Below are 17,495 nucleotides of genomic sequence, written 5' to 3' on the forward strand. Positions count from 1 at the left end.
CCGAAGCAGAGCAACGCTACTACGCCATGATGGAACAGCCCGACATGGCGGCATAACTTAAACCAAACGGCCTCCGGCAAACCCGGGGCGGTTCAAATTGAACCGCCCTGGGTTTGCCGGAGGCCCCACTCCTGTGAGGATGATCGTCTTATGGCGGGTCTCTCGCACGGCGCACGCCGGCTTCGTGCTCGATGCGCTGGAGCAGGCCCTGCACGATCGCCGGCCGGCCCATCGCGGCGGCCTCGTCCACTATAGCGATCGGGGCAGCCAATACGTCTCGATCAAATAGACCGAACGCCTGGCTGAAGCGAGTATCGAACCTTCTGTCGGCAGCATCGGGGGATTCCTACGACAATGCTCTCGCCGAAACCATCAACGGCCTCTTGCAACCATGGCTGGCTGCTCAAGCATGGCTTAGTAGCGTTGCTCGGCTTCGGCCGGCGGGATATGGCCGATCGGCTTGCAGATGTCTGGCCACTTCGGAACTGGAGCTTCGTCACCTGGTTGAGTTGGACGGAAGTAGATTTTCGTAGCCAGGCGGGTCCGAACCGCCACTGACAACCAGGAGATTTGAATGAAGGACAAGCTTGAAGAGCGGGTGGATCATCGCACTAAGGAGATGCAGCAGGCCAAGGGTCTGCCCGAGGAGCGCCGCGAGGAATTCCGGGAACAGGCTGAGCAGGATGTTCGTGGGGAAAAGGAAACCTACGACCGGCTGAAGTCTGACCCGAGCATTACGACCAACAGCTAAGTTCGTTTTTGCAACGAAGCGCCGCCCGCTGAATGCGGGTGGCGCTTCAGTTGTTTCTGGTTGTCGATCGTCACTGCCGAGCGGTAACAATAAACCGCTTGCCACGCCTCTTCGATGCTTCCAATCGATCGCCTGACGGACGAGAGACATGGCTGCACAAGATATGAGATTGCACCGACGATCTGGCGGACCAGGCCCTGCTTTAGGAATGCGCCCCCGATCGGTGAGCGCTATCCTTGTTGCCCCTTTCCCTTATTGCCCCTCTTCCTTGTTGCTCCTCTTCCAGGCCGACAGGATTTCGGTCAGTCGCTCCCCTGTCAGCAGGATCCAGGGGGCGCCGGGTTCAGCGGTAACTTCGTAACAATCGGTCTGCCCGCAGCTGCTGCATTCGTAGATCCGCAGTTCGATGGACTGCACCGGAGACACCCGCGCCAGGCCGGTCCGAGAACCGCATCGGGTACAACGTGGTCGCTTGTCTTTGCACATGACACTTCTCGGCGGAACACGCTGCACCAACCTGCAGCTCCATCAACCACCAATTGCATGAATCGTTTTTGCACGCAAAGACCATTCGAAACGCCGGGTCGCCGGCTCGTTTTGAACCCCCGACCCTGCCGTCGCCGTCGCCTGACAAATCCGTCTCAATTGGCTGCGATCATCCGGGAACGGCGGCCGATTCGATCGAGCGTGAGCCGGCGGAGCCCACCGCAGATTCTGCCGAACCATTAACGCCGCTGTGCGTTTCGCAGAGTAAGTTCCGGACCGGGAACCATTGAAGGAGAACTCCCATGTCCCTGCCAGACGACAGCCTTCGTCCTGCAGACGTCGAGCAAATTCAAGCGCGCGTCGAAGCCGCGATCCGCGATCACTGGAAGGCCTACCTGTTCGAAGGCATTTTGCTGCTGGTCATCGGTTTGGCGGCCATCCTGCTGCCGCTGCTCGCCAGCATCACCTTCACCATTATGCTCGGCTGGCTGTTCGTGATCGCGGGCGGCGCCGGTGTCGTGTTCTCGATCTGGGCGCGCAAGGCGCCCGGCTTCTGGTGGTCGCTGATTTCGGCGACGCTGGCGCTGGTCGCCGGCGCGATCCTGATCGCGATGCCGCTGCAGGGCACCTTGACCCTGACCTTCATCGTCGGCGTCTACTTCCTGGCCGAAGGCGTCGCGACCATCATGTATGCGTTTCAGCACCGCGGCCGGATGTCGGGGCGCTGGGGCTGGATGCTGGCCGCCGGTATCGCCGACATCCTGGTGGCGTTCATCATCATCTCCGGCTGGCCCGGCACCGTGTGGGCGATCGGCCTGCTGATCGGCATCAACCTGGTATTCGGCGGCACCTCGCTGATCGCGATGGCGCTCGCCGCCCGCAAGAGCAGATGAGCCGGCATCCGAGCCGGCCAAGTCTGCCGCGGCTCGCGCTCAGCAGCCGCGGCAGATGCTTTTGATCTTGCGGTCGAGCGCCGCGTCGGCCGGGTCGACCTGGTCGATCCTCTGTTCCGGCGGGGTGTCGTCCCGCCGCGGCTGCCGATGCCCGATCGGCGCCTGCCTGATATCGGATCCGCCGATCGAGGCGCCCGGAGCGCTCGTCGAACCGCCCGTGCCGCCGGAGCCGGATTGCGCCAACACCGTTCCGCCGCTCAGCGCCAGGATTGCGGCGGCGATCAACACAGTCTTCATCGGAGCTCTCCTTCCATCCACGCTGCGACGCCGGACGTCGAACGCTCCAGCTCGCTGGCAGTCCGCGTCGGCGGTTGCGGTCCTCGCCCGCCCCCGCATCAACGCATCACACCTGCCCCGGTTGCCCGGGTTCGATCGCGGCGGCAAACCGCCACCGTCTATCGCGGCGGATACAGATGCACCTCGCCGCAATAGTCGGCGACACGATAGCGCGAATCCGCTTCGGTTCCATCGGCGTCGGACAAATAATTGGGGCCGACCGGCGCCTTGCCGTAGCCGCCGGGAATGTCGAGCACGTATTCCGGCTGGCACAGTCCGGACACATTGCCACGCAGCGCGCGCATCAAGGCCTGACCTTCCGCCAGCGTGGTGCGCAGATGCGCAGTGCCGGGCGCCAGATCGCCGTGATGCAGATAATACGGCTTGATCCGGCACTCGACGAAGGCGCGCATCAGCGCCTCGAGCGTCGCCGCATCGTCGTTGACGCCGCGGAGCAGCACCGACTGGCTGACCATCGGAATCCCGGCATTGACGATCCGCGCGCACGCCGCGCGAGCGGCGGCGGTGAGTTCGCGCGGATGGTTGGCATGCAGCGCCAGCCACGTGGTCTTCCCGGCCGCCTGCAGCGCCCGTACCAGCTCCGGCGTGATCCGGGCCGGGTCGGCGACCGGCAGCCGGGTATGAAACCGAACGATCTTGACGTGCTCGATTCGAGCGAGCTCGGCCATGATCTCGGCGAGCCGGCGCGGCGACAGCATCAGCGGATCGCCGCCGGTGAAGATCACTTCCCAGATCTCATCATGCGCGCGGATGTAGTCCAGTGCCGCCGCGGTCGCCTCGCGCGACAGCGCGTTGTCCTTGCCGGGCCCGACCATCTCGCGGCGGAAGCAGAACCGGCAATACACCGCGCAGACATGCACCGGCTTGAACAGCACCCGGTCGCGATGGCGATGCACGATGCCTTCGACCGGCGCATGTGCGGCATCGCCGATCGGATCGTCGCGTTCGAACGCCAGCGACGACAGCTCTTCGGCGCGCGGGATGTACTGCCGCGCGATCGGATCGTCGGGATCATCGCGATCGATCAGCGCCGCGACCGCCGGCGTCACCGCGACCGCATAGCGCGCAGCGACCTCTTCGAGCATCGCGCGTTGGTCCGCTGTGGCGAGACCTTCGGCGATCAGCTCGTCGGGCTGCCGCAGCGTCGCCGCCGCGGGGGTGTTCAATCGGGTGACCTCGGTCATGCGTCCTCGCCTGCCGGCGGCGTCCACACCACCTGATCGATTGTGGTGGCGCCGGCCGCGAGCATCACCAGCCGGTCGAAGCCGAGCGCGACGCCGCTGGCCTCCGGCATCTCGGCAACCGCCGCCAGAAATGCCTCGTCGAGCGGATAGCGCTCGCCGTAACGCCGCTCCTTCTCGTCCATCGCCGCGACGAACCGCGCGCGCTGCTCGCCCGCATCGGTGAGTTCGCCGAAGCCGTTGGCGAGTTCGACGCCGCAGGCATACAGCTCGAACCGTTCGGCCACTCGCGGATCGTCCGGCTTGGTTCGCGCCAGCGCCGCCTCCGGCGCCGGATATTCGCTTAGCACCGTCAGCCGTCCGTCGCCGAGCCGCGGCTCGACATGCTCGACCAGCACCTTGCTGAAGATGTCCGACCAGGTGTCGTCGTCGGCAATCCGCACGCATGCAGCAGCGGCGTTTGCCAGCGCCATGCGGTCCCCCTCACCTCCGACAATCGTCGTCAGCAGATCGATGCCGGCAAACCGGGCGAACGCGTCGGCCACGGTCAGCCGCTCCGGCTCGGCCTGCGGATCGGCTTGTCGTCCCTTGAACGAGAACACGCCAATCCCGGTCGCGTCGGCCGCCACGCGGATCAGCGCGACGCAGTCGTCGATCACCTGCTGGTACGGCGCCTCGGCGCGATACCACTCCAGCATGGTGAACTCCGGCAGATGCACCCGGCCGCGCTCGCGGTCGCGAAACACCCGGGCGAGCTCGAAGATTCGCGCTTCGCCGGCCGCGAGCAGCTTCTTGCAGGCGAATTCCGGCGAGGTCCGCAGATAGCGGGTCCGCCGTTCGCCGTCAGGCCCCAGCAGTTCGGTGCGCGGCGCATGCAGATGGGTCTCATTGCCCGGGGAGATCTGCAGGATCGCGGTCTCGACCTCGGTGAAGCCGGCGGCCTCGAACCAAGTCCGAGCGGCCCGGGTCACCGCCCCGCGCGCGCGCAAAAACGGCTGACGGTCCAGATACCTATCCCTGTTCCACCAGGGCGACGGGCGCGCCTCCGCCTCCATCTCAAGTCGCCCCCGCGCGGCCGCGCAAAACACTGGCATCAACGCCACAAATCAGTATGTTGCGCCCCGAAACCGTTTCGGCCTCGGGATACCAACGCCCGGATCGGGCCCGGACCTGAACGACAGGAAACATTCCTTTGAGAGTCATCGCCAGTTCTATTCGCAAGGGCAACGTCCTCGAGCAAGATGGGAAGCTGTATGTCGTCCTGTCTGCCGAAAACATCCATCCCGGCAAGGGCACGCCCGTCAGCCAGATCGAAATGCGCCGAATCAGCGACGGCGTGAAGATCTCGGAGCGCTACAAGACCACCGATCAGGTCGAAAAGGTCACGATCGAAGAGCGCAACTACAGCTTCCTGTACGAGGACGGCGAAGGCTTCCACTTCATGGAGCCGGAATCCTACGATCAGGTCCAGGTCGCCAAGGACGTCGTCGGCTCGTCCGCGCCCTACCTGCAGGAAGGCATGGTGGTGAAGCTGTCGATGCACGACACCACCGCCGTCGCGATCACCCTGCCGCAGCGCGCCACGCTGGAAGTGGTGGAGACCGAGCCGGTGACCAAGGGCCAGACCGCGTCGTCGTCCTACAAGCCGGCGGTGCTGTCGAACGGCGTCCGCACCCAGGTTCCGCCGCACATCGGCACCGGCACCCGCATCGTCGTGCTGACCGAAGACGGCTCCTACGTCGAGCGCGCCAAGGACTGATCGGGCTCTGCCTCGTCGATCACCGCCAAAGCCCGCCGCATCCCGGCGGGCTTTTTCATGAGCCCGCCAGGCCGCCGATTCAGCGGCTCGGCGGGTCTTTCGGGACGAACACGCTGACGGCCTTCCGCAGCAGCTCGAACCGCGCCGGCGTGAAGGTCACCAGTTCGCCGTCGGCATTGACCGGGCGCGGCTTGCGGGTGCGGATCTCGAACGAGGTGCCACGCGCGGCGCGTACTTCGCTCCACAGGCCGTGGCGGCCTTTGCGGAAGTCGTAGGCCACCGCCAGCAGCTTCCACACCCGCGCGAATTCCAGCGAGTACAGATCGAACTGCGCGTCGTCGATCTCCGCAGTGTGCTCGACCGCCATGCCGCCGCCGTAGTAGCGGCCGTTGCCGACCGCGATCTGCATCGTCTTCACCCGCACTTCCTCCTCGGGCGATACGATCACCGCGTGAAACGGCCGCGCCTTGCTCAGCACCTTGGCCGCAGTCAGCGCGTAGCTGAGCCGACCGAACCGCCGCTTGCTTTCGCCGCTGAGTTCGCGCGCCAGATCGGCGCTCAGCCCGACGCTGGCGACGTTGAAGAATTTGTGGCCGTTGACTTCGCCGAGATCGATGGTCTTGCGGTGACCGGCGACGATCACGTCGGCCGCGGCTTCCATGTCGAGCGGCAGGCACAGCGTCCGCGCCAGATCGTTGGCGGTGCCCGCCGGGATGATGCCGAGCGGCAGCCCGGTCTTCACCAGCGCTGGAGCCGCCGCGTTCAGCGTGCCGTCGCCGCCGGCAACCACCACCCCACCCACGCCTTCGGCATGCGCCTCGATCCAGGGACCGATTTCGTTCGGGCTGCTCGGCGCCGAGACCACCAGATCGAATCCCGCCGCGCTGAGCCGTGAGCCGGCCAGACCGACCGCCTGGCTGCCGGACCGGCTGCCGCGATTGATCACCATCAACAGCCGCCGCACGGACGCCTCCGGGGCGCCACTGCCATCCGGCCCATCGGGGGTGAGGCCGGCAATGCGGTTCGGGTCGGGAGCGACGTCGAGCTCTTGGTCCACTGCGGTCCTCGATGAGCGGGCGAGATGCCTCGAACGCAGGAGGCGGGAAAAAGTCGATGGTGACTTCAATTGGGCGCCGACCACCGCGGTACAAGGGCACAGGCGCGGACATCGTGTCGCTGCCGGGCACCGGAACCATTCCGCATCTGCGTGGCACGCAGTCGGCTTCGCCGGCCCCGCTTTGGTCGTGGCCGCCAATGCCGCTACACTGCCGGCCATGTCAGATCGCGATTCCCATCGTTCGCCGACCCGCCGTCGCCTGCTGCAGGCTGCGCTCGGCGCCGCCGTGATGCTGCCGGCCGCCGCTGGCGCGGCTGCGTCGCCCGATTTCGACCGATGGCGCGATGGGTTTCGCGCCAAGGCGCTGGCCAAGGGCATATCGCCCCGGACCTGGGACCGGGTGATGGGCTCGATCGAGCCCGACATGTCGGTGTTCGCCAAGCTGAAGAAGCAGCCGGAGTTCCACGAGCAGCTCTGGCAGTACATCAACCGCCGGGTGTCGGACTGGCGCGTCACCGCCGGCCGCGAGGCGGTGCGCCGGAACGACGCGCTGTTCGCCCGGATCGAGCGTGATTTCGGCGTCGAGCGCGGCACGCTGCTGGCGCTGTGGGGCGTCGAGAGCGCCTTTGGCGATCCTTTGGTGCAGCAGAACCATATGCGTCCGGTATTCCCGTCGCTGGCGGCGCTGGCGTGGCACGAACCGCGGCGGCGGACCTATTGGGAAACCGAACTGATCAACGCGCTACGGATCGTCGACAAGGGCTGGTCGACGCCGGAGGAGATGCGCGGCTCCTGGGCCGGCGCGATGGGCCACAGCCAGTGGATGCCGGAGGTGTGGCTGAACGTCGGCATCGACTATGACGGCGACGGCCGGGTGTCACCGTTCGGCCGGCCGGACGACGCGCTCGGCTCGACCGCGAAGTATCTGGTCCGCCGCGGCAAGTATCAACGCGGCGAGCATTGGGGCTACGAGGTCGAAGCCCCCGGCGGCGCAGCCAGCGGCCGCCGCACTTACTCGGAGTGGTCGCGTTCCGGTGTCACCCGCGCCGACGGCCAGCCGTTTCCCAATTCCTCGGCCAGCGCGACGATGTGGGTGCCGGTCGAGGGCGGCCCGAAATTCCTGATCGGGCCCAACTTCTACGCGGTAAAGAGCTACAATCCGTCGATGAACTACGCACTCGCGATCTGCCATCTCGGCGATCGCATTCTCGGCGGCGGTCCGTTCGTGCATCCGTTCCCCGGCTCGGAGCGCGCGCTGACGCTCGCCGAGGTGCAGGAGATGCAAACGCGGCTGACCCGTGCCGGTTTCGACACCGGCGGCACCGACGGCCGGGTCGGCAACGACACCATGAAGGCGATCCGCGACTTCCAGCTCAAGACCGGCCTGTTGCCCGCCGATGGCTACGGCGGGCTGAAGGTGCTGGCACGACTGCGGCAGGGTGGATAGAGACCGCAGGCTCTTCGATGCTTCAACATCATTGGACGTGGCACCGGATCAAGGCGCTGGCGCAGGAGGAGTGGCGCGCGCTCGTCACCTTCAATCCGAGCGACCGGCCGTGGCAGATGCCGTTCTCGGCGGCGCTGGCGGCCGGCGTGCCGATGCTGATCGGCGCCTACTTCGACCATCTCGATTACGGCCTGATCTCGTCGCTCGGCGGCATGGCGTTTCTGTATCTGCCGCGCACGCCGCTGCACCATCGCATGGTGTCGATGATGGCGGCCGGCTTCGGCTATGCCGCCTGCTACACGCTCGGACTGATCGTGCATCTGCTGCCCTGGCTGTTGGTGCCGGCGCTCACCTTCACGGCGATCCTGGTGACGATGCTGTGCCGGTTCTATCGGGTCGGCCCGCCCGGCAGCATGTTCTTCGTGATGGCCGCCGCGATCGCCGCCTATACGCCGGGCGATCTGATGCAGGTGCCGCTGAAGGCGGGGCTGTTCGTGCTCGGCAGCCTGCTCGCCACCCTGATCGCGATGGTCTACTCGGTGGTGGTGCTGCGGATCCGCGATCCGCTGCCGGTGCCGCCGCTGGCGACCGACGATTTCGAGCACGTCGTGCTCGACGCGGTGGTGATCGGCGTGTTCGTCGGCGGCGCGCTGGCGCTGGCCCAGGCGCTGCAGCTCGAGCGGCCGTATTGGGTGCCGGTGAGCTGTCTCGCGGTGATCCAGGGCCTGTCGGTCCGCGCGGTCTGGAACCGGCATCTGCACCGTCTGCTCGGCACCGCGATCGGACTCGGCCTCGCCGCCGTGCTGCTGGCGCTGCCGCTGGAGAAATGGAGCATCGCCTTCGCGGTGATCGCACTGAGCTTCGTCATCGAGACCGCGGTGATCCGGCACTACGGCTTTGCGGTGATCTTCATCACCCCGCTCACCATCTTCCTCGCCGACGCCGCCACGCTCGGCCAGGAGCCGGTGCACCAGATCATCGAGGCGCGATTCATCGATACCGTGATCGGCTGCGTGGTCGGCCTGATCGGCGGCGTCTGCCTGCACAATGCGGCGTTCCGCAAGGCAGCGGCCGGCTTGATCCGCCGCCTGATCCCGGCCTATCTGATCCCCGCCAAGCACGACCGGGGCGATTGACCGAAAGTCAGGGTTTTGCCCCGGCCGAGCCGTGGAATAATACCCTTCCGCCGTTTCTTCAGGATGTCTCGCCGGATTGAGCCATGACCGACGTGCGCCCGCAGGCCGAAACCTTCCAAGCTCCGCTGGACGAAATCGTCTGGAACACCACCTTCCGACGCGGCTTCGCCGAAGCCCGCTCCGGTCGCACGCCGCGCTACGACGACGAGGTGATGTTCCAGGACGGGCTGGCCTGGGTCTACGAATGGGGCCGGCAGTTCGCCATCCTCGCCCCGCCCGATCTCCCCCTGGTGCTGCCGGACGAAGGCGCGCTCAATCCGAAGGCGGTCGAGCTGTTTCGCGAACTGGTGATGCAGGGCGAGATCTGCACCTGAAGAACCGCACCTTGAAGTCATCCGGGACGCGACCCGCGCGTCCCGGCGTGTCGTCAATCGCGTCAAGCCGCGCGCACGTTGTCGAGGAAGCGGCTGACTTCGCTCTTCAACCGCGTGCTGTCCTTGGCCAACGACTGTGCCGAGGACAGAACCTGCGCGGAGGCCGAACCGGTCTCGGTGGCGCCGCGCTGGACATCGATCACGTTCGAGGACACCTGCTGGGTGCCCTGCGCGGCCTGCTGCACGTTGCGTGAGATTTCCTGGGTCGCCGCGCCCTGCTCCTCGACCGCAGCAGCAATCGTCGACGCGATCTCCGACAATTGCTCGATCGTGCCGGTAATCTGCTTGATGGCTGTCACCGAGTCGTTGGTCGCCGCCTGGATACCCGAGATCTGCTGACTGATTTCGCCGGTCGCCTTCGCGGTCTGCTCGGCGAGAGCCTTCACCTCGGACGCAACCACGGCAAATCCTCGTCCCGCCTCGCCGGCGCGAGCAGCTTCGATCGTCGCATTGAGCGCCAGCAGATTGGTCTGACCGGCGATGGTGTTGATCAGCTCGATGATATCGCCGATCCGGGTCGCGGCCTTCGACAGCTCGCTGACGCGGTCGTCGGTGCTGCGTGCCTGATTCACCGCATCCGCAGCGATCCGTGCGGAGTCCTGCACTTGCCGGCTGATCTCGCTGATCGACGAAGAGAGCTCTTCGGTCGCCGAAGCCACCGACTGCACGTTGGTCGACGCCTCTTCGGAGGCGGCCGCCACCGTCGAACTGAGGTGCTGGGCGCGGTCGGCGGCTTGCGTCAGCGTGCTCGCCGATGCTTCGAGCTCGGTCGAGGCGGACGACACCGTGTTGACGATCTCCCCGACGGCGGCTTCGAACCCGTTCGCCATCGTCATCATTTCGACTCGGCGCTGCTCGGCCTGACGGCGCTCCGCCTCCTGCTGCTCGGCTTCGAGCTGGCGCACGCGGATGGCGTTGTCCTTGAAGACCTGGACAGCGCCGGCCATCTTGCCGATCTCGTCGCGGCGGTCGGCATGCGGCACATCGACCGTCAGATCGTTCTGGGCGAGCCGCCCCATCGCCGCCGTCATGTCGACGATGCCGCGTGTCACCGCACGTCCCAGGAACAGCAGGCCGGCGACGATGATCACCACCATCACCACGGCGCTGACGACGATCGCCGTGTACGAGGAGGACAGCGCCGTCGCTGCAGCCTCGGCGCGCACCGACAGCAGCGAGGACTCCGCGTCGACGAGCTCGCGCACCAAGCCACGAATACTGTCCATCGACTTCTTGCCTGCGCCGGACGATTCGAGCCCCCTCGCCTCGTTCACCGTCTGCGGATTTTTCATCAGAGCGATCTCTCGCTCGGCGACATTGCTGCGCCATTCGGCGGCCGCGGTGTCGATCTGCTCGAGTCGCTTCTGCTGCGCCGGATTGTCCGATGTCAGTCTCTTCGTCTCCGCCAGCGACCTGCGAAACTCCTTATCGGACGCTCGGTAGGGCTCGAGGAATTTGTCTTCACCGCTGATCAGGAAGCCGCGAACACCAGTCTCGCCATCGACCATCGCCGCGACGATCGACTTGGCTTGCTCCATCACCTGATAGGTGTGGGTGGTCATGTCGTTGTTGCGCGCCAGGATGGCCAGGTTGCGGGCGATCAGCGCATTGGCCGCGATCGACACGAAAGCGATCAGGAAGAAGATGCCTGCCAGTTTATAAGACGTTCTCAGGTTGAGCAGTGACGACATTGCTGTAATTCTTTCCTTTTTGAGCGAGCTGGCGAGATGCGTCGTACAGCACGCCAATAACCGAAAGATCCGCAACCGCCGCCTCGCCGACACAGCGACAGCGAGGCCAACGATTACTTGATCGACTCACACGCAAGTCGCGTTCACCCCCGCAGAACACCGATGCGAGCGGCTCCCATCGCTATGCTGAAAATAACTTCCATTCGCACACCGAACAATTAGTAAACGAGCACGAATTACTTGCGAGACAAGAAGATTTTCAATTTGGCATTGTGCGAATACATTCAACACAACCAACTAATCGCATCCCGCACCTCGTACTAATACGGGGCTTTAAACCTGTCGTTTCAACCGCAGATCGACTCCACCAATTCGACGCCATCACAGCGTGAGAGATTTTCGGATGAGGGCCGCCAGATGATTCGGCGGAGCCGACCGCGGCCGATCAACCGGCGCCATCGGCAATTGCCCGTGAAGCGGAATTCGTCCGAGACGAAATCGCCGAGCTAGCGGATCATCGCCGGCCCGGCGTCCGGCACCGCGACGTCGATGACGCGGAGCTGAACGCGCTCGGCGCCTTGCCAGCGGTCGACGCTGAGGCAGCCGGCGACGTGCAGGGTCTGGCCGCGGTTCTCGGTCAGCGCATTGCCGAGCTTCTGGCCGACGCTGCGGAACGCGATGCCGTTGACGATCGCGCCGTCGCCGGCCTTGAAGCGCAGCCGCAGATGCGACTGGCCGACCTCGTCGGCATAGACCAGCTGATGCGCCGGCAGCGCCACGATCGGCTCCGGATTGCCGGCGCCGAACGGCCCTGCCCGGTTCAGCGTCGCCGCCAGTTCCGGCGTGACACCGCGCGCCGACACCGCGCCGTCGACATACAGCTCGTTGACGTGGCGCGACTTGGCGACGTCGGCCGCAAGCGTCGTCTCCAGCCAGGCGCGGAATTCGGCGAGCCGCTCCTTCCGCAGCGTCACGCCCGCCGCCATGGCGTGGCCACCGCCCTTCAGCAGCAGCCCGTCGTGCACCGCCTGGCGCACCGCCTTGCCGAGATCGACGCCGGAGATCGACCGGCCGGAGCCGGTGCCGATGCCGCCGGGCTCCAGCGCGATCGCGAACGACGGCCGTCCGAACTTCTCTTTCAGCCGCGACGCGACCAGCCCGACCACGCCGGGGTGCCAGCCTTCCGACGCGGTGACGATCACCGCGCCCTTGTCCTCGAGGCCGAGCGACGCCATCGCCTCGGCCTCAGCCTGGGCTTCGGCCTTCTGTTCGATCTCGCGGCGCTCGCTGTTGAGCCGATCGAGCTCGGCGGCGATCCGAGCGGCTTCCGAGACGTCGGATTCCAGCAGCAGCCGGACGCCGAGATCGGCGCGACCGATGCGGCCGCCGGCATTGATCCGCGGCCCGAGCATGAAGCCGAGATGCCACGCCTCAGGCGGACCATTCAGACGTGCCACATCCATCAGCGCGGTGTGGCCGACATGATCGCGCCGCCGCATCGCGATCAGGCCCTTCGCCACGAAGGCGCGGTTCAGCCCGATCAGCGGCGCGACGTCCGCCACGGTGCCGAGCGCGACGTGGTGCAGCATGTCCAAGAGATTCGGCTCGGGCCGCTCGGTGCTCCAGAACCCGCGATGCCGCAACTCGCGATTGACCGCGACCAGCGTCATCAGCACCAGGCCGACCGCGGCGAGATGGCCGAGCCCGGACAGATCGTCGGGCCGGTTCGGGTTGATCAGCGCCGCGACTTCGGGCAGCTCGTCACCGCATTGGTGATGATCGATCACCACCACATCCATCCCGAGCCGCCGCGCTTCCGCCAGCGGCTCCAGGCTGGTTGTGCCGCAGTCGACAGTGACCAGCAGCGTCGCGCCCTTGCCGGCGAGCATGCGGATGGCGTCGATGTTCGGACCGTAGCCTTCGAAGATCCGGTCCGGAATGTGGATCAACGGATCGAGTCCGCAATGCCGCAGATGCCAGGCGAGCAGCGCCGCGGAAGTCGCGCCGTCGACATCGTAATCGCCGAAGATCGCCACCTGCTCGCCGCGCACCGCGGCGTCGGCGATCCGCTTGGCGCCTTCCTCCATCTGGGTCAGCGACGCCGGGTCGGGCATCAGCTTGCGGATGGTCGGGTCGAGAAAGTCCTCGACCTGGTCGATCTCGACGCCGCGCCCGGCCAGTACCCGCGCCAGCATTTCGGGCAATTGATAACGCTGCACCATCGCCTGCGCTTTGGCAGTGGCACGGGCGTCGAGCCGGTCGCGCCACGCCTTGCCGGTGGCCGAGCGGGTCACACCGAGAAACGCCGGCACGATTTCGGGCGGTAAGACGGATACGGGAGGCGTCATGGTCAGCGCAGATAAGCACGAAGCGCGGACGGCGCAAACCGAGGCGGCGCGTCCCAGGGCGTTCCGCACACAACCGGCACGGTGTCGTCATCCTGAAGCGCGAGCGAAGCGAGTCTCGAACGGCGACGACCAACAACTGTGGCCCATCCTTCGAGGCCGCGCGACGCGCGGCGCCTCAGGATGACGGAGAGCGCGTGGCGTCAGCAGCCGAGCCGATCGGCGACGCCGGCGAGATCGTCGGCAACGATGGTCCAGTCGCCGGTGGCGTCGAAGTCGAGCGTCTGCAGCGGGCCGTATTCGGTGGGACGCGGGATGAACGCCGTTTTCAAGCCGAGCGCCTGCGCGGCGGCCAGATCGTTGTTGTGGGCGGCGACCATCATCACCTGCTCGGGCGGCAGATTGAGCAGGCGCGCGGCGCCGAGATAGGTCTGGGGATCCGGCTTGTAGTGTCCGAACACGTCACCGCCGAGGATCAGATCCCACGGCAGGCCGGCATTCTTCGCCATCCGCGTCAGCAAGCCGACGTTGCCGTTCGACAGCGGCGACAGGATGTACTTGGTCTTCAGCCGGGTCAGAGCCGGCACCACGTCCGGCCAGGGCTTCAGCCGGTGCCAGCCGGTGACCATGTAGCTGAGATCGTCCTCCGTCAGCCCCCTGATGCCGAATTCATCGACCAGCCGCTCCAGCGAGCGGCGATGCAGATCGTCGAGAATGATGAAATCGGCCTGCGGGTTTCGGCGTACCGCATCCATCGACGGCACGTAAGCCTGGCGCCAGGCGTCGATCAGTGCGGTCCAGTCGCCTTCGATGCCACGACGCGCCGCATAGGCCGTCAGGTCGTCGATCAGGCTGGTGCGCCAGTCGACCACGGTGCCGAACACGTCGAAGATCAGGGCTTGCACGTTCGTCGGTTCGGCGCTTCCGGCCATCGTTGTCCTCCCTTGCGACGCATTCAGTCGTCGCTGCCTGCCTGCTTGTTCTTCTCTCGCCTCTCGTGCCATTCCGGGGCGCGCAACGCGAGCCCGGAATCTCGATCGGCAAGTAACAGGCTTCAGATTCCGGGTTCGCCCATAGCTACGCTGTGGGCGCCCCGGAATGACGAGCTAAAACACCTTCCGATACTGCATGAAGCCGGAATCCTCGGCAATGCGGTCGTAGAGCAGACGTGCGGTGGCGTTGCCGGTCTGGGTCAGCCAATGCACGCGGCTGCAGCCGTCGGCCTTGGCGCGGGCGTACACCGCTTCGATCAGCTTGCGGCCGAGGCCGAGCCCGCGGGCGGTGTCGGCGACGAACAGGTCCTGCAGATAGCAGTAATCACCGGCCGTCCAGCACGACCGGTGATAGATGAACTGCACGATGCCGGTGAGCGTGCCGTCGACATAGGCGCCGAGCAGATGCATCGGCTCGGCGGGATCGTGAAACCGCGCCCAGGTGACGTCGGAGGTGCCGGGCGCGAGAGTCGCTTTGTAGAACTCCAGGTAGCCGGCCCACAGCGGCTCCCAGGCGGCCCGCTCGTCGGGGCCGACGGGACGAATCTCGACGGCCATCCGACGATCTCCTTAATCCAGGTGGAATTTTTCGAACTGGCGATGATCGGCCTTGATGTAGCGCACCGTGCCGGTGACCGAACGCATCACCACGGTCTCGGTCTGGATCACGTCCTTGCGGAACTTGACGCCGGACAGCAGCGAGCCGTCGGTGACGCCGGTCGCGGCGAACAGGCAGTCGCCCTTCACCATGTCCTCGATCTGGTACACGAAGTTCGGATCTTCGATGCCCATCGACTCGGCGCGGTTGCGCTTGGAATGGGTATCGAGCAGCAGCCGGCACTGCATCTGGCCGCCGATGCAGCGCAGCGCCGCCGCGGCCAGCACGCCTTCCGGCGCACCACCGGTGCCCATGTAGATGTCGACGCCGGTGTTGTCCGGATCGGCGCAGTGGATCACGCCGGCGACGTCGCCGTCGGTGATCAGCTGCACGCCGGCGCCGGTGGCGCGGATCTTGGCGATCAGTTCGGCATGGCGGGGCCGGTCGAGCACCAGCACGGTGATGTCGTGCACCGACACGTCCTTGGCATTCGCCAGGCGGCGGATGTTGTCTTCGGGCGGCGCATCGATGTCGATCAGGTTCTTGTCGTAGCCCGGGCCGATCGCGATCTTCTGCATGTAGACGTCGGGCGCGTGCAGCAGCGTGCCGCCTTCGGCCATCGCCATGGTGGCGATCGAGCCCGGCATGTTCTTGGCGCACAGCGTCGTGCCTTCGAGCGGGTCGACCGCGATGTCGACCTTCGGACCGGCGTCGATGCCGGCGCCGACCTTCTCACCGATGAACAGCATCGGCGCTTCGTCGCGCTCGCCCTCGCCGATCACGATGGTGCCTTCGATCGGCATCTTGTTGAGTTCGCGGCGCATCGCGTCCACCGCAGCCTGGTCGGCCCCCTTCTCGTTGCCGTGGCCGCGCAGCCGCGCCGCCGACACCGCTGCACGCTCGGTCACGCGCACGATCTCCAGCGTCAGGATGCGCTCCAGCAGCAATTGCGGCGGAACGGAAATGGTGGTCGACATCGGCCCAGCTCCTCAAAACAGCGCCCCCGCGCTTGCGGCGGGGGCTGTACGAATGGTCGAACTCAGTTCTTCTCGATCCGGATCACCTGCGGCCTGCCGCTGATCACCTTGTCGCGCTGCACCGCCTGCAGGGCGCGGCGCACCGCATCCTCGGCGGTGGCGTAGGTGATCAGGATCACCGGCACCGGGACCGACGATTTGGCGGCCTTGCCGTTGGCATCGACGCTGCGGTTCGGATGCCGCTGCACGATCGACTCGATCGAGATGTCCTGCTCGGCGAGCCGCTTGGCGATGGTGGCGGCGGTGCCGGCGTGATCGCGCGCCAACAGCCGCAGATAATAGCCGCCCTCGTGACGCTGCATCGGCGCCTTCCCGGTGGCTTTGAGTCCGGCCACCGGCCGGCCGAACGGCACCGCGCGGATGCCGCGGGCGACGTCGGCGATATCCGCCACTACTGCGGAGGCAGTCGCAGCGGCGCCGGCGCCGGCGCCGACCAGGGTGATCGGCGGGATGCCGTCGCCGTCGATCGACACCGCGTTGGTGACGCCCATCACCTGGGCGATCGACGAGGTCTTCGGCACCATGGTGGGGTGCACGCGCTGCTCGATGCCCTTGGCGGTGCGGACCGCGACGCCGAGCAGCTTGACGCGGTAGCCGAGATCGTCGGCCGCGCGCAGATCTTCCGGCGTGATCGAGCGGATGCCTTCGACATAGACCGAGCTCTCCGACACCTTGGTGCCGAACGCGAGGCTGGCGAGGATCGCCAGCTTCTGCGCGGTGTCGTGACCGTCGATATCGAAGGTCGGATCGGCTTCGGCGTAGCCGAGCCGCTGCGCATCGGCGAGGCAGTCGTCGAACGACAGCCCCTCCTGCTCCATCCGGGTCAGGATGTAGTTACAGGTGCCGTTGAGAATGCCGTAGATGCGGTCGATGTCGGTGCCGGCGAGGCCCTCGCGCAGCGTCTTGATCACCGGGATCGCGGCGCCGACGGCGGCTTCGTAGTTCAGCGCCGCGTTGTGCTTCTCGGCGAGCGAAGCGAGCTTGAGGCCGTGCTTGGCGATCAGCGCCTTGTTGGCGGTGACCACCGCCTTGCCGGCGGCGAGCGCCGCCTCGATCGCCGGACCGGCCGGATCGCCGGCGCCGCCGATCAGCTCGACGAAGCAATCGACCTCGGGATCGGTGGCAATCGCCAGCGGGCTCTTGGCCCATTTGATGCCGGAGAGGTCGAGCCCGCGCTTCTTCGCCTTGGAGCGCGCGGTCACCGCGACCACGCGCACGGGACGACCGCAGCGCGCGGACAAGGTCCGCTCCTGCCGTTCGATGACACGGACGACTTCGGCACCCACGGTGCCGAGACCCGCAATACCCACTCTGAGTGGCGCGACCATGAC

At 66.3% G+C, this 17,495-nt stretch carries 16 protein-coding genes and 1 pseudogene; 7 read left to right on the forward strand and 10 right to left on the reverse strand.

Annotated features, from left to right (window positions below; translation table 11 throughout):
• Positions 1–136 precede the first annotated feature (136 nt).
• From DWA33_RS25755 to DWA33_RS17805, 3 genes and pseudogenes are all read left to right on the forward strand, one after another.
• A pseudogene (locus tag DWA33_RS25755) lies at positions 137–533 on the forward strand (DDE-type integrase/transposase/recombinase); the annotation flags it as partial.
• Between the two features lie 41 nt (positions 534–574).
• Positions 575–751, forward strand: a complete 177-nt coding sequence (locus DWA33_RS17795) for a DUF2934 domain-containing protein (protein WP_114359777.1) — start codon at positions 575–577, stop codon at positions 749–751.
• A 788-nt stretch (positions 752–1,539) separates the two neighbouring features.
• Complete coding sequence (locus tag DWA33_RS17805; RefSeq protein WP_114359781.1) at positions 1,540–2,130, forward strand: HdeD family acid-resistance protein; 591 nt, start codon at positions 1,540–1,542, stop codon at positions 2,128–2,130.
• 39 nt (positions 2,131–2,169) lie between these two features.
• Here DWA33_RS17805 and DWA33_RS17810 read toward each other — a convergent pair whose 3' ends face one another.
• The 3 genes from DWA33_RS17810 to epmA all read right to left on the reverse strand — a co-directional run bounded on the left by DWA33_RS17810 (position 2,170) and on the right by epmA (position 4,723).
• Positions 2,170–2,427 carry a hypothetical protein gene (locus tag DWA33_RS17810; protein ID WP_114359783.1) on the reverse strand — a complete coding sequence of 86 codons (258 nt, stop codon included), beginning with the start codon at positions 2,425–2,427 and terminating at the stop codon, positions 2,170–2,172.
• 158 nt (positions 2,428–2,585) lie between these two features.
• Positions 2,586–3,671: a lysine-2,3-aminomutase-like protein gene (locus DWA33_RS17815; protein ID WP_114359785.1), complete on the reverse strand. Its 1,086-nt coding sequence runs from the start codon at positions 3,669–3,671 to the stop codon at positions 2,586–2,588.
• Positions 3,668–4,723, reverse strand: a complete 1,056-nt coding sequence (epmA, locus tag DWA33_RS17820) for an EF-P lysine aminoacylase EpmA (RefSeq protein WP_114359787.1) — start codon at positions 4,721–4,723, stop codon at positions 3,668–3,670. Before epmA ends, DWA33_RS17815 begins: the two co-directional genes overlap by 4 nt.
• A 137-nt stretch (positions 4,724–4,860) precedes the next feature.
• On the opposite strand from epmA, the gene efp reads away from it, so the two are divergent.
• Positions 4,861–5,427 carry an elongation factor P gene (gene efp, locus DWA33_RS17825; RefSeq protein WP_114359789.1) on the forward strand — a complete coding sequence of 189 codons (567 nt, stop codon included), beginning with the start codon at positions 4,861–4,863 and terminating at the stop codon, positions 5,425–5,427.
• Between the two features lie 79 nt (positions 5,428–5,506).
• Here efp and DWA33_RS17830 read toward each other — a convergent pair whose 3' ends face one another.
• Positions 5,507–6,445, reverse strand: a complete 939-nt coding sequence (locus tag DWA33_RS17830; protein WP_283808614.1) for a lipid kinase — start codon at positions 6,443–6,445, stop codon at positions 5,507–5,509.
• Between the two features lie 256 nt (positions 6,446–6,701).
• Here DWA33_RS17830 and DWA33_RS17835 point away from each other — a divergent pair, with 256 nt between their 5' ends.
• The 3 genes from DWA33_RS17835 to DWA33_RS17845 all read left to right on the forward strand — a co-directional run bounded on the left by DWA33_RS17835 (position 6,702) and on the right by DWA33_RS17845 (position 9,441).
• Entirely contained in the window at positions 6,702–7,931 is a 1,230-nt protein-coding gene (locus DWA33_RS17835; RefSeq protein WP_114359908.1) for a lytic murein transglycosylase, read from the forward strand.
• Positions 7,932–7,948: 17 nt separating this feature from the next.
• On the forward strand, positions 7,949–9,067 hold the full coding sequence (locus tag DWA33_RS17840) for an FUSC family protein (RefSeq protein WP_114359792.1): 1,119 nt from the start codon (positions 7,949–7,951) through the stop codon (positions 9,065–9,067).
• An 83-nt stretch (positions 9,068–9,150) separates the two neighbouring features.
• A complete protein-coding gene (locus tag DWA33_RS17845) occupies positions 9,151–9,441 on the forward strand; it encodes a hypothetical protein (protein WP_110787799.1) in 291 nt (96 codons plus the stop codon).
• 62 nt (positions 9,442–9,503) lie between these two features.
• Here DWA33_RS17845 and DWA33_RS17850 read toward each other — a convergent pair whose 3' ends face one another.
• The 6 genes from DWA33_RS17850 to DWA33_RS17875 form a co-directional block, all read right to left on the reverse strand.
• Positions 9,504–11,192, reverse strand: a complete 1,689-nt coding sequence (locus DWA33_RS17850) for a methyl-accepting chemotaxis protein (RefSeq protein WP_114359794.1) — start codon at positions 11,190–11,192, stop codon at positions 9,504–9,506.
• Positions 11,193–11,698: 506 nt separating this feature from the next.
• Positions 11,699–13,540, reverse strand: a complete 1,842-nt coding sequence (gene recJ, locus DWA33_RS17855) for a single-stranded-DNA-specific exonuclease RecJ (RefSeq protein ID WP_114359796.1) — start codon at positions 13,538–13,540, stop codon at positions 11,699–11,701.
• A gap of 200 nt (positions 13,541–13,740) precedes the next feature.
• A complete protein-coding gene (locus DWA33_RS17860) occupies positions 13,741–14,469 on the reverse strand; it encodes a haloacid dehalogenase type II (RefSeq protein WP_114359798.1) in 729 nt (242 codons plus the stop codon).
• Positions 14,470–14,643: 174 nt separating this feature from the next.
• Positions 14,644–15,087, reverse strand: a complete 444-nt coding sequence (locus DWA33_RS17865) for a GNAT family N-acetyltransferase (RefSeq protein ID WP_114359800.1) — start codon at positions 15,085–15,087, stop codon at positions 14,644–14,646.
• A 12-nt stretch (positions 15,088–15,099) separates the two neighbouring features.
• Entirely contained in the window at positions 15,100–16,104 is a 1,005-nt protein-coding gene (gene glpX, locus DWA33_RS17870) for a class II fructose-bisphosphatase (protein WP_013502709.1), read from the reverse strand.
• Positions 16,105–16,166: 62 nt separating this feature from the next.
• Entirely contained in the window at positions 16,167–17,492 is a 1,326-nt protein-coding gene (locus DWA33_RS17875) for a homoserine dehydrogenase (protein WP_114359802.1), read from the reverse strand.
• Between the last annotated feature and the right edge of the window lie 3 nt (positions 17,493–17,495).

The sequence above is a fragment of the Rhodopseudomonas pentothenatexigens genome, assembly GCF_900218015.1.
In the GTDB taxonomy this organism is placed as follows: domain Bacteria; phylum Pseudomonadota; class Alphaproteobacteria; order Rhizobiales; family Xanthobacteraceae; genus Rhodopseudomonas; species Rhodopseudomonas pentothenatexigens.

Coding starts and splice junctions, on each gene's coding strand:
- DWA33_RS17795 (WP_114359777.1), top strand. CDS start 575: ATGAAGGACAAGCTTGAAGAGCGGGTGGATCATCGCACTAAGGAGATG.
- DWA33_RS17805 (WP_114359781.1), top strand. CDS start 1,540: ATGTCCCTGCCAGACGACAGCCTTCGTCCTGCAGACGTCGAGCAAATT.
- DWA33_RS17810 (WP_114359783.1), bottom strand. CDS start 2,427: ATGAAGACTGTGTTGATCGCCGCCGCAATCCTGGCGCTGAGCGGCGGA.
- DWA33_RS17815 (WP_114359785.1), bottom strand. CDS start 3,671: ATGACCGAGGTCACCCGATTGAACACCCCCGCGGCGGCGACGCTGCGG.
- epmA (WP_114359787.1), bottom strand. CDS start 4,723: ATGGAGGCGGAGGCGCGCCCGTCGCCCTGGTGGAACAGGGATAGGTAT.
- DWA33_RS17835 (WP_114359908.1), top strand. CDS start 6,702: ATGTCAGATCGCGATTCCCATCGTTCGCCGACCCGCCGTCGCCTGCTG.
- DWA33_RS17840 (WP_114359792.1), top strand. CDS start 7,949: ATGCTTCAACATCATTGGACGTGGCACCGGATCAAGGCGCTGGCGCAG.
- DWA33_RS17845 (WP_110787799.1), top strand. CDS start 9,151: ATGACCGACGTGCGCCCGCAGGCCGAAACCTTCCAAGCTCCGCTGGAC.
- DWA33_RS17850 (WP_114359794.1), bottom strand. CDS start 11,192: ATGTCGTCACTGCTCAACCTGAGAACGTCTTATAAACTGGCAGGCATC.
- recJ (WP_114359796.1), bottom strand. CDS start 13,540: ATGACGCCTCCCGTATCCGTCTTACCGCCCGAAATCGTGCCGGCGTTT.
- DWA33_RS17860 (WP_114359798.1), bottom strand. CDS start 14,469: ATGGCCGGAAGCGCCGAACCGACGAACGTGCAAGCCCTGATCTTCGAC.
- DWA33_RS17865 (WP_114359800.1), bottom strand. CDS start 15,087: ATGGCCGTCGAGATTCGTCCCGTCGGCCCCGACGAGCGGGCCGCCTGG.
- glpX (WP_013502709.1), bottom strand. CDS start 16,104: ATGTCGACCACCATTTCCGTTCCGCCGCAATTGCTGCTGGAGCGCATC.
- DWA33_RS17875 (WP_114359802.1), bottom strand. CDS start 17,492: ATGGTCGCGCCACTCAGAGTGGGTATTGCGGGTCTCGGCACCGTGGGT.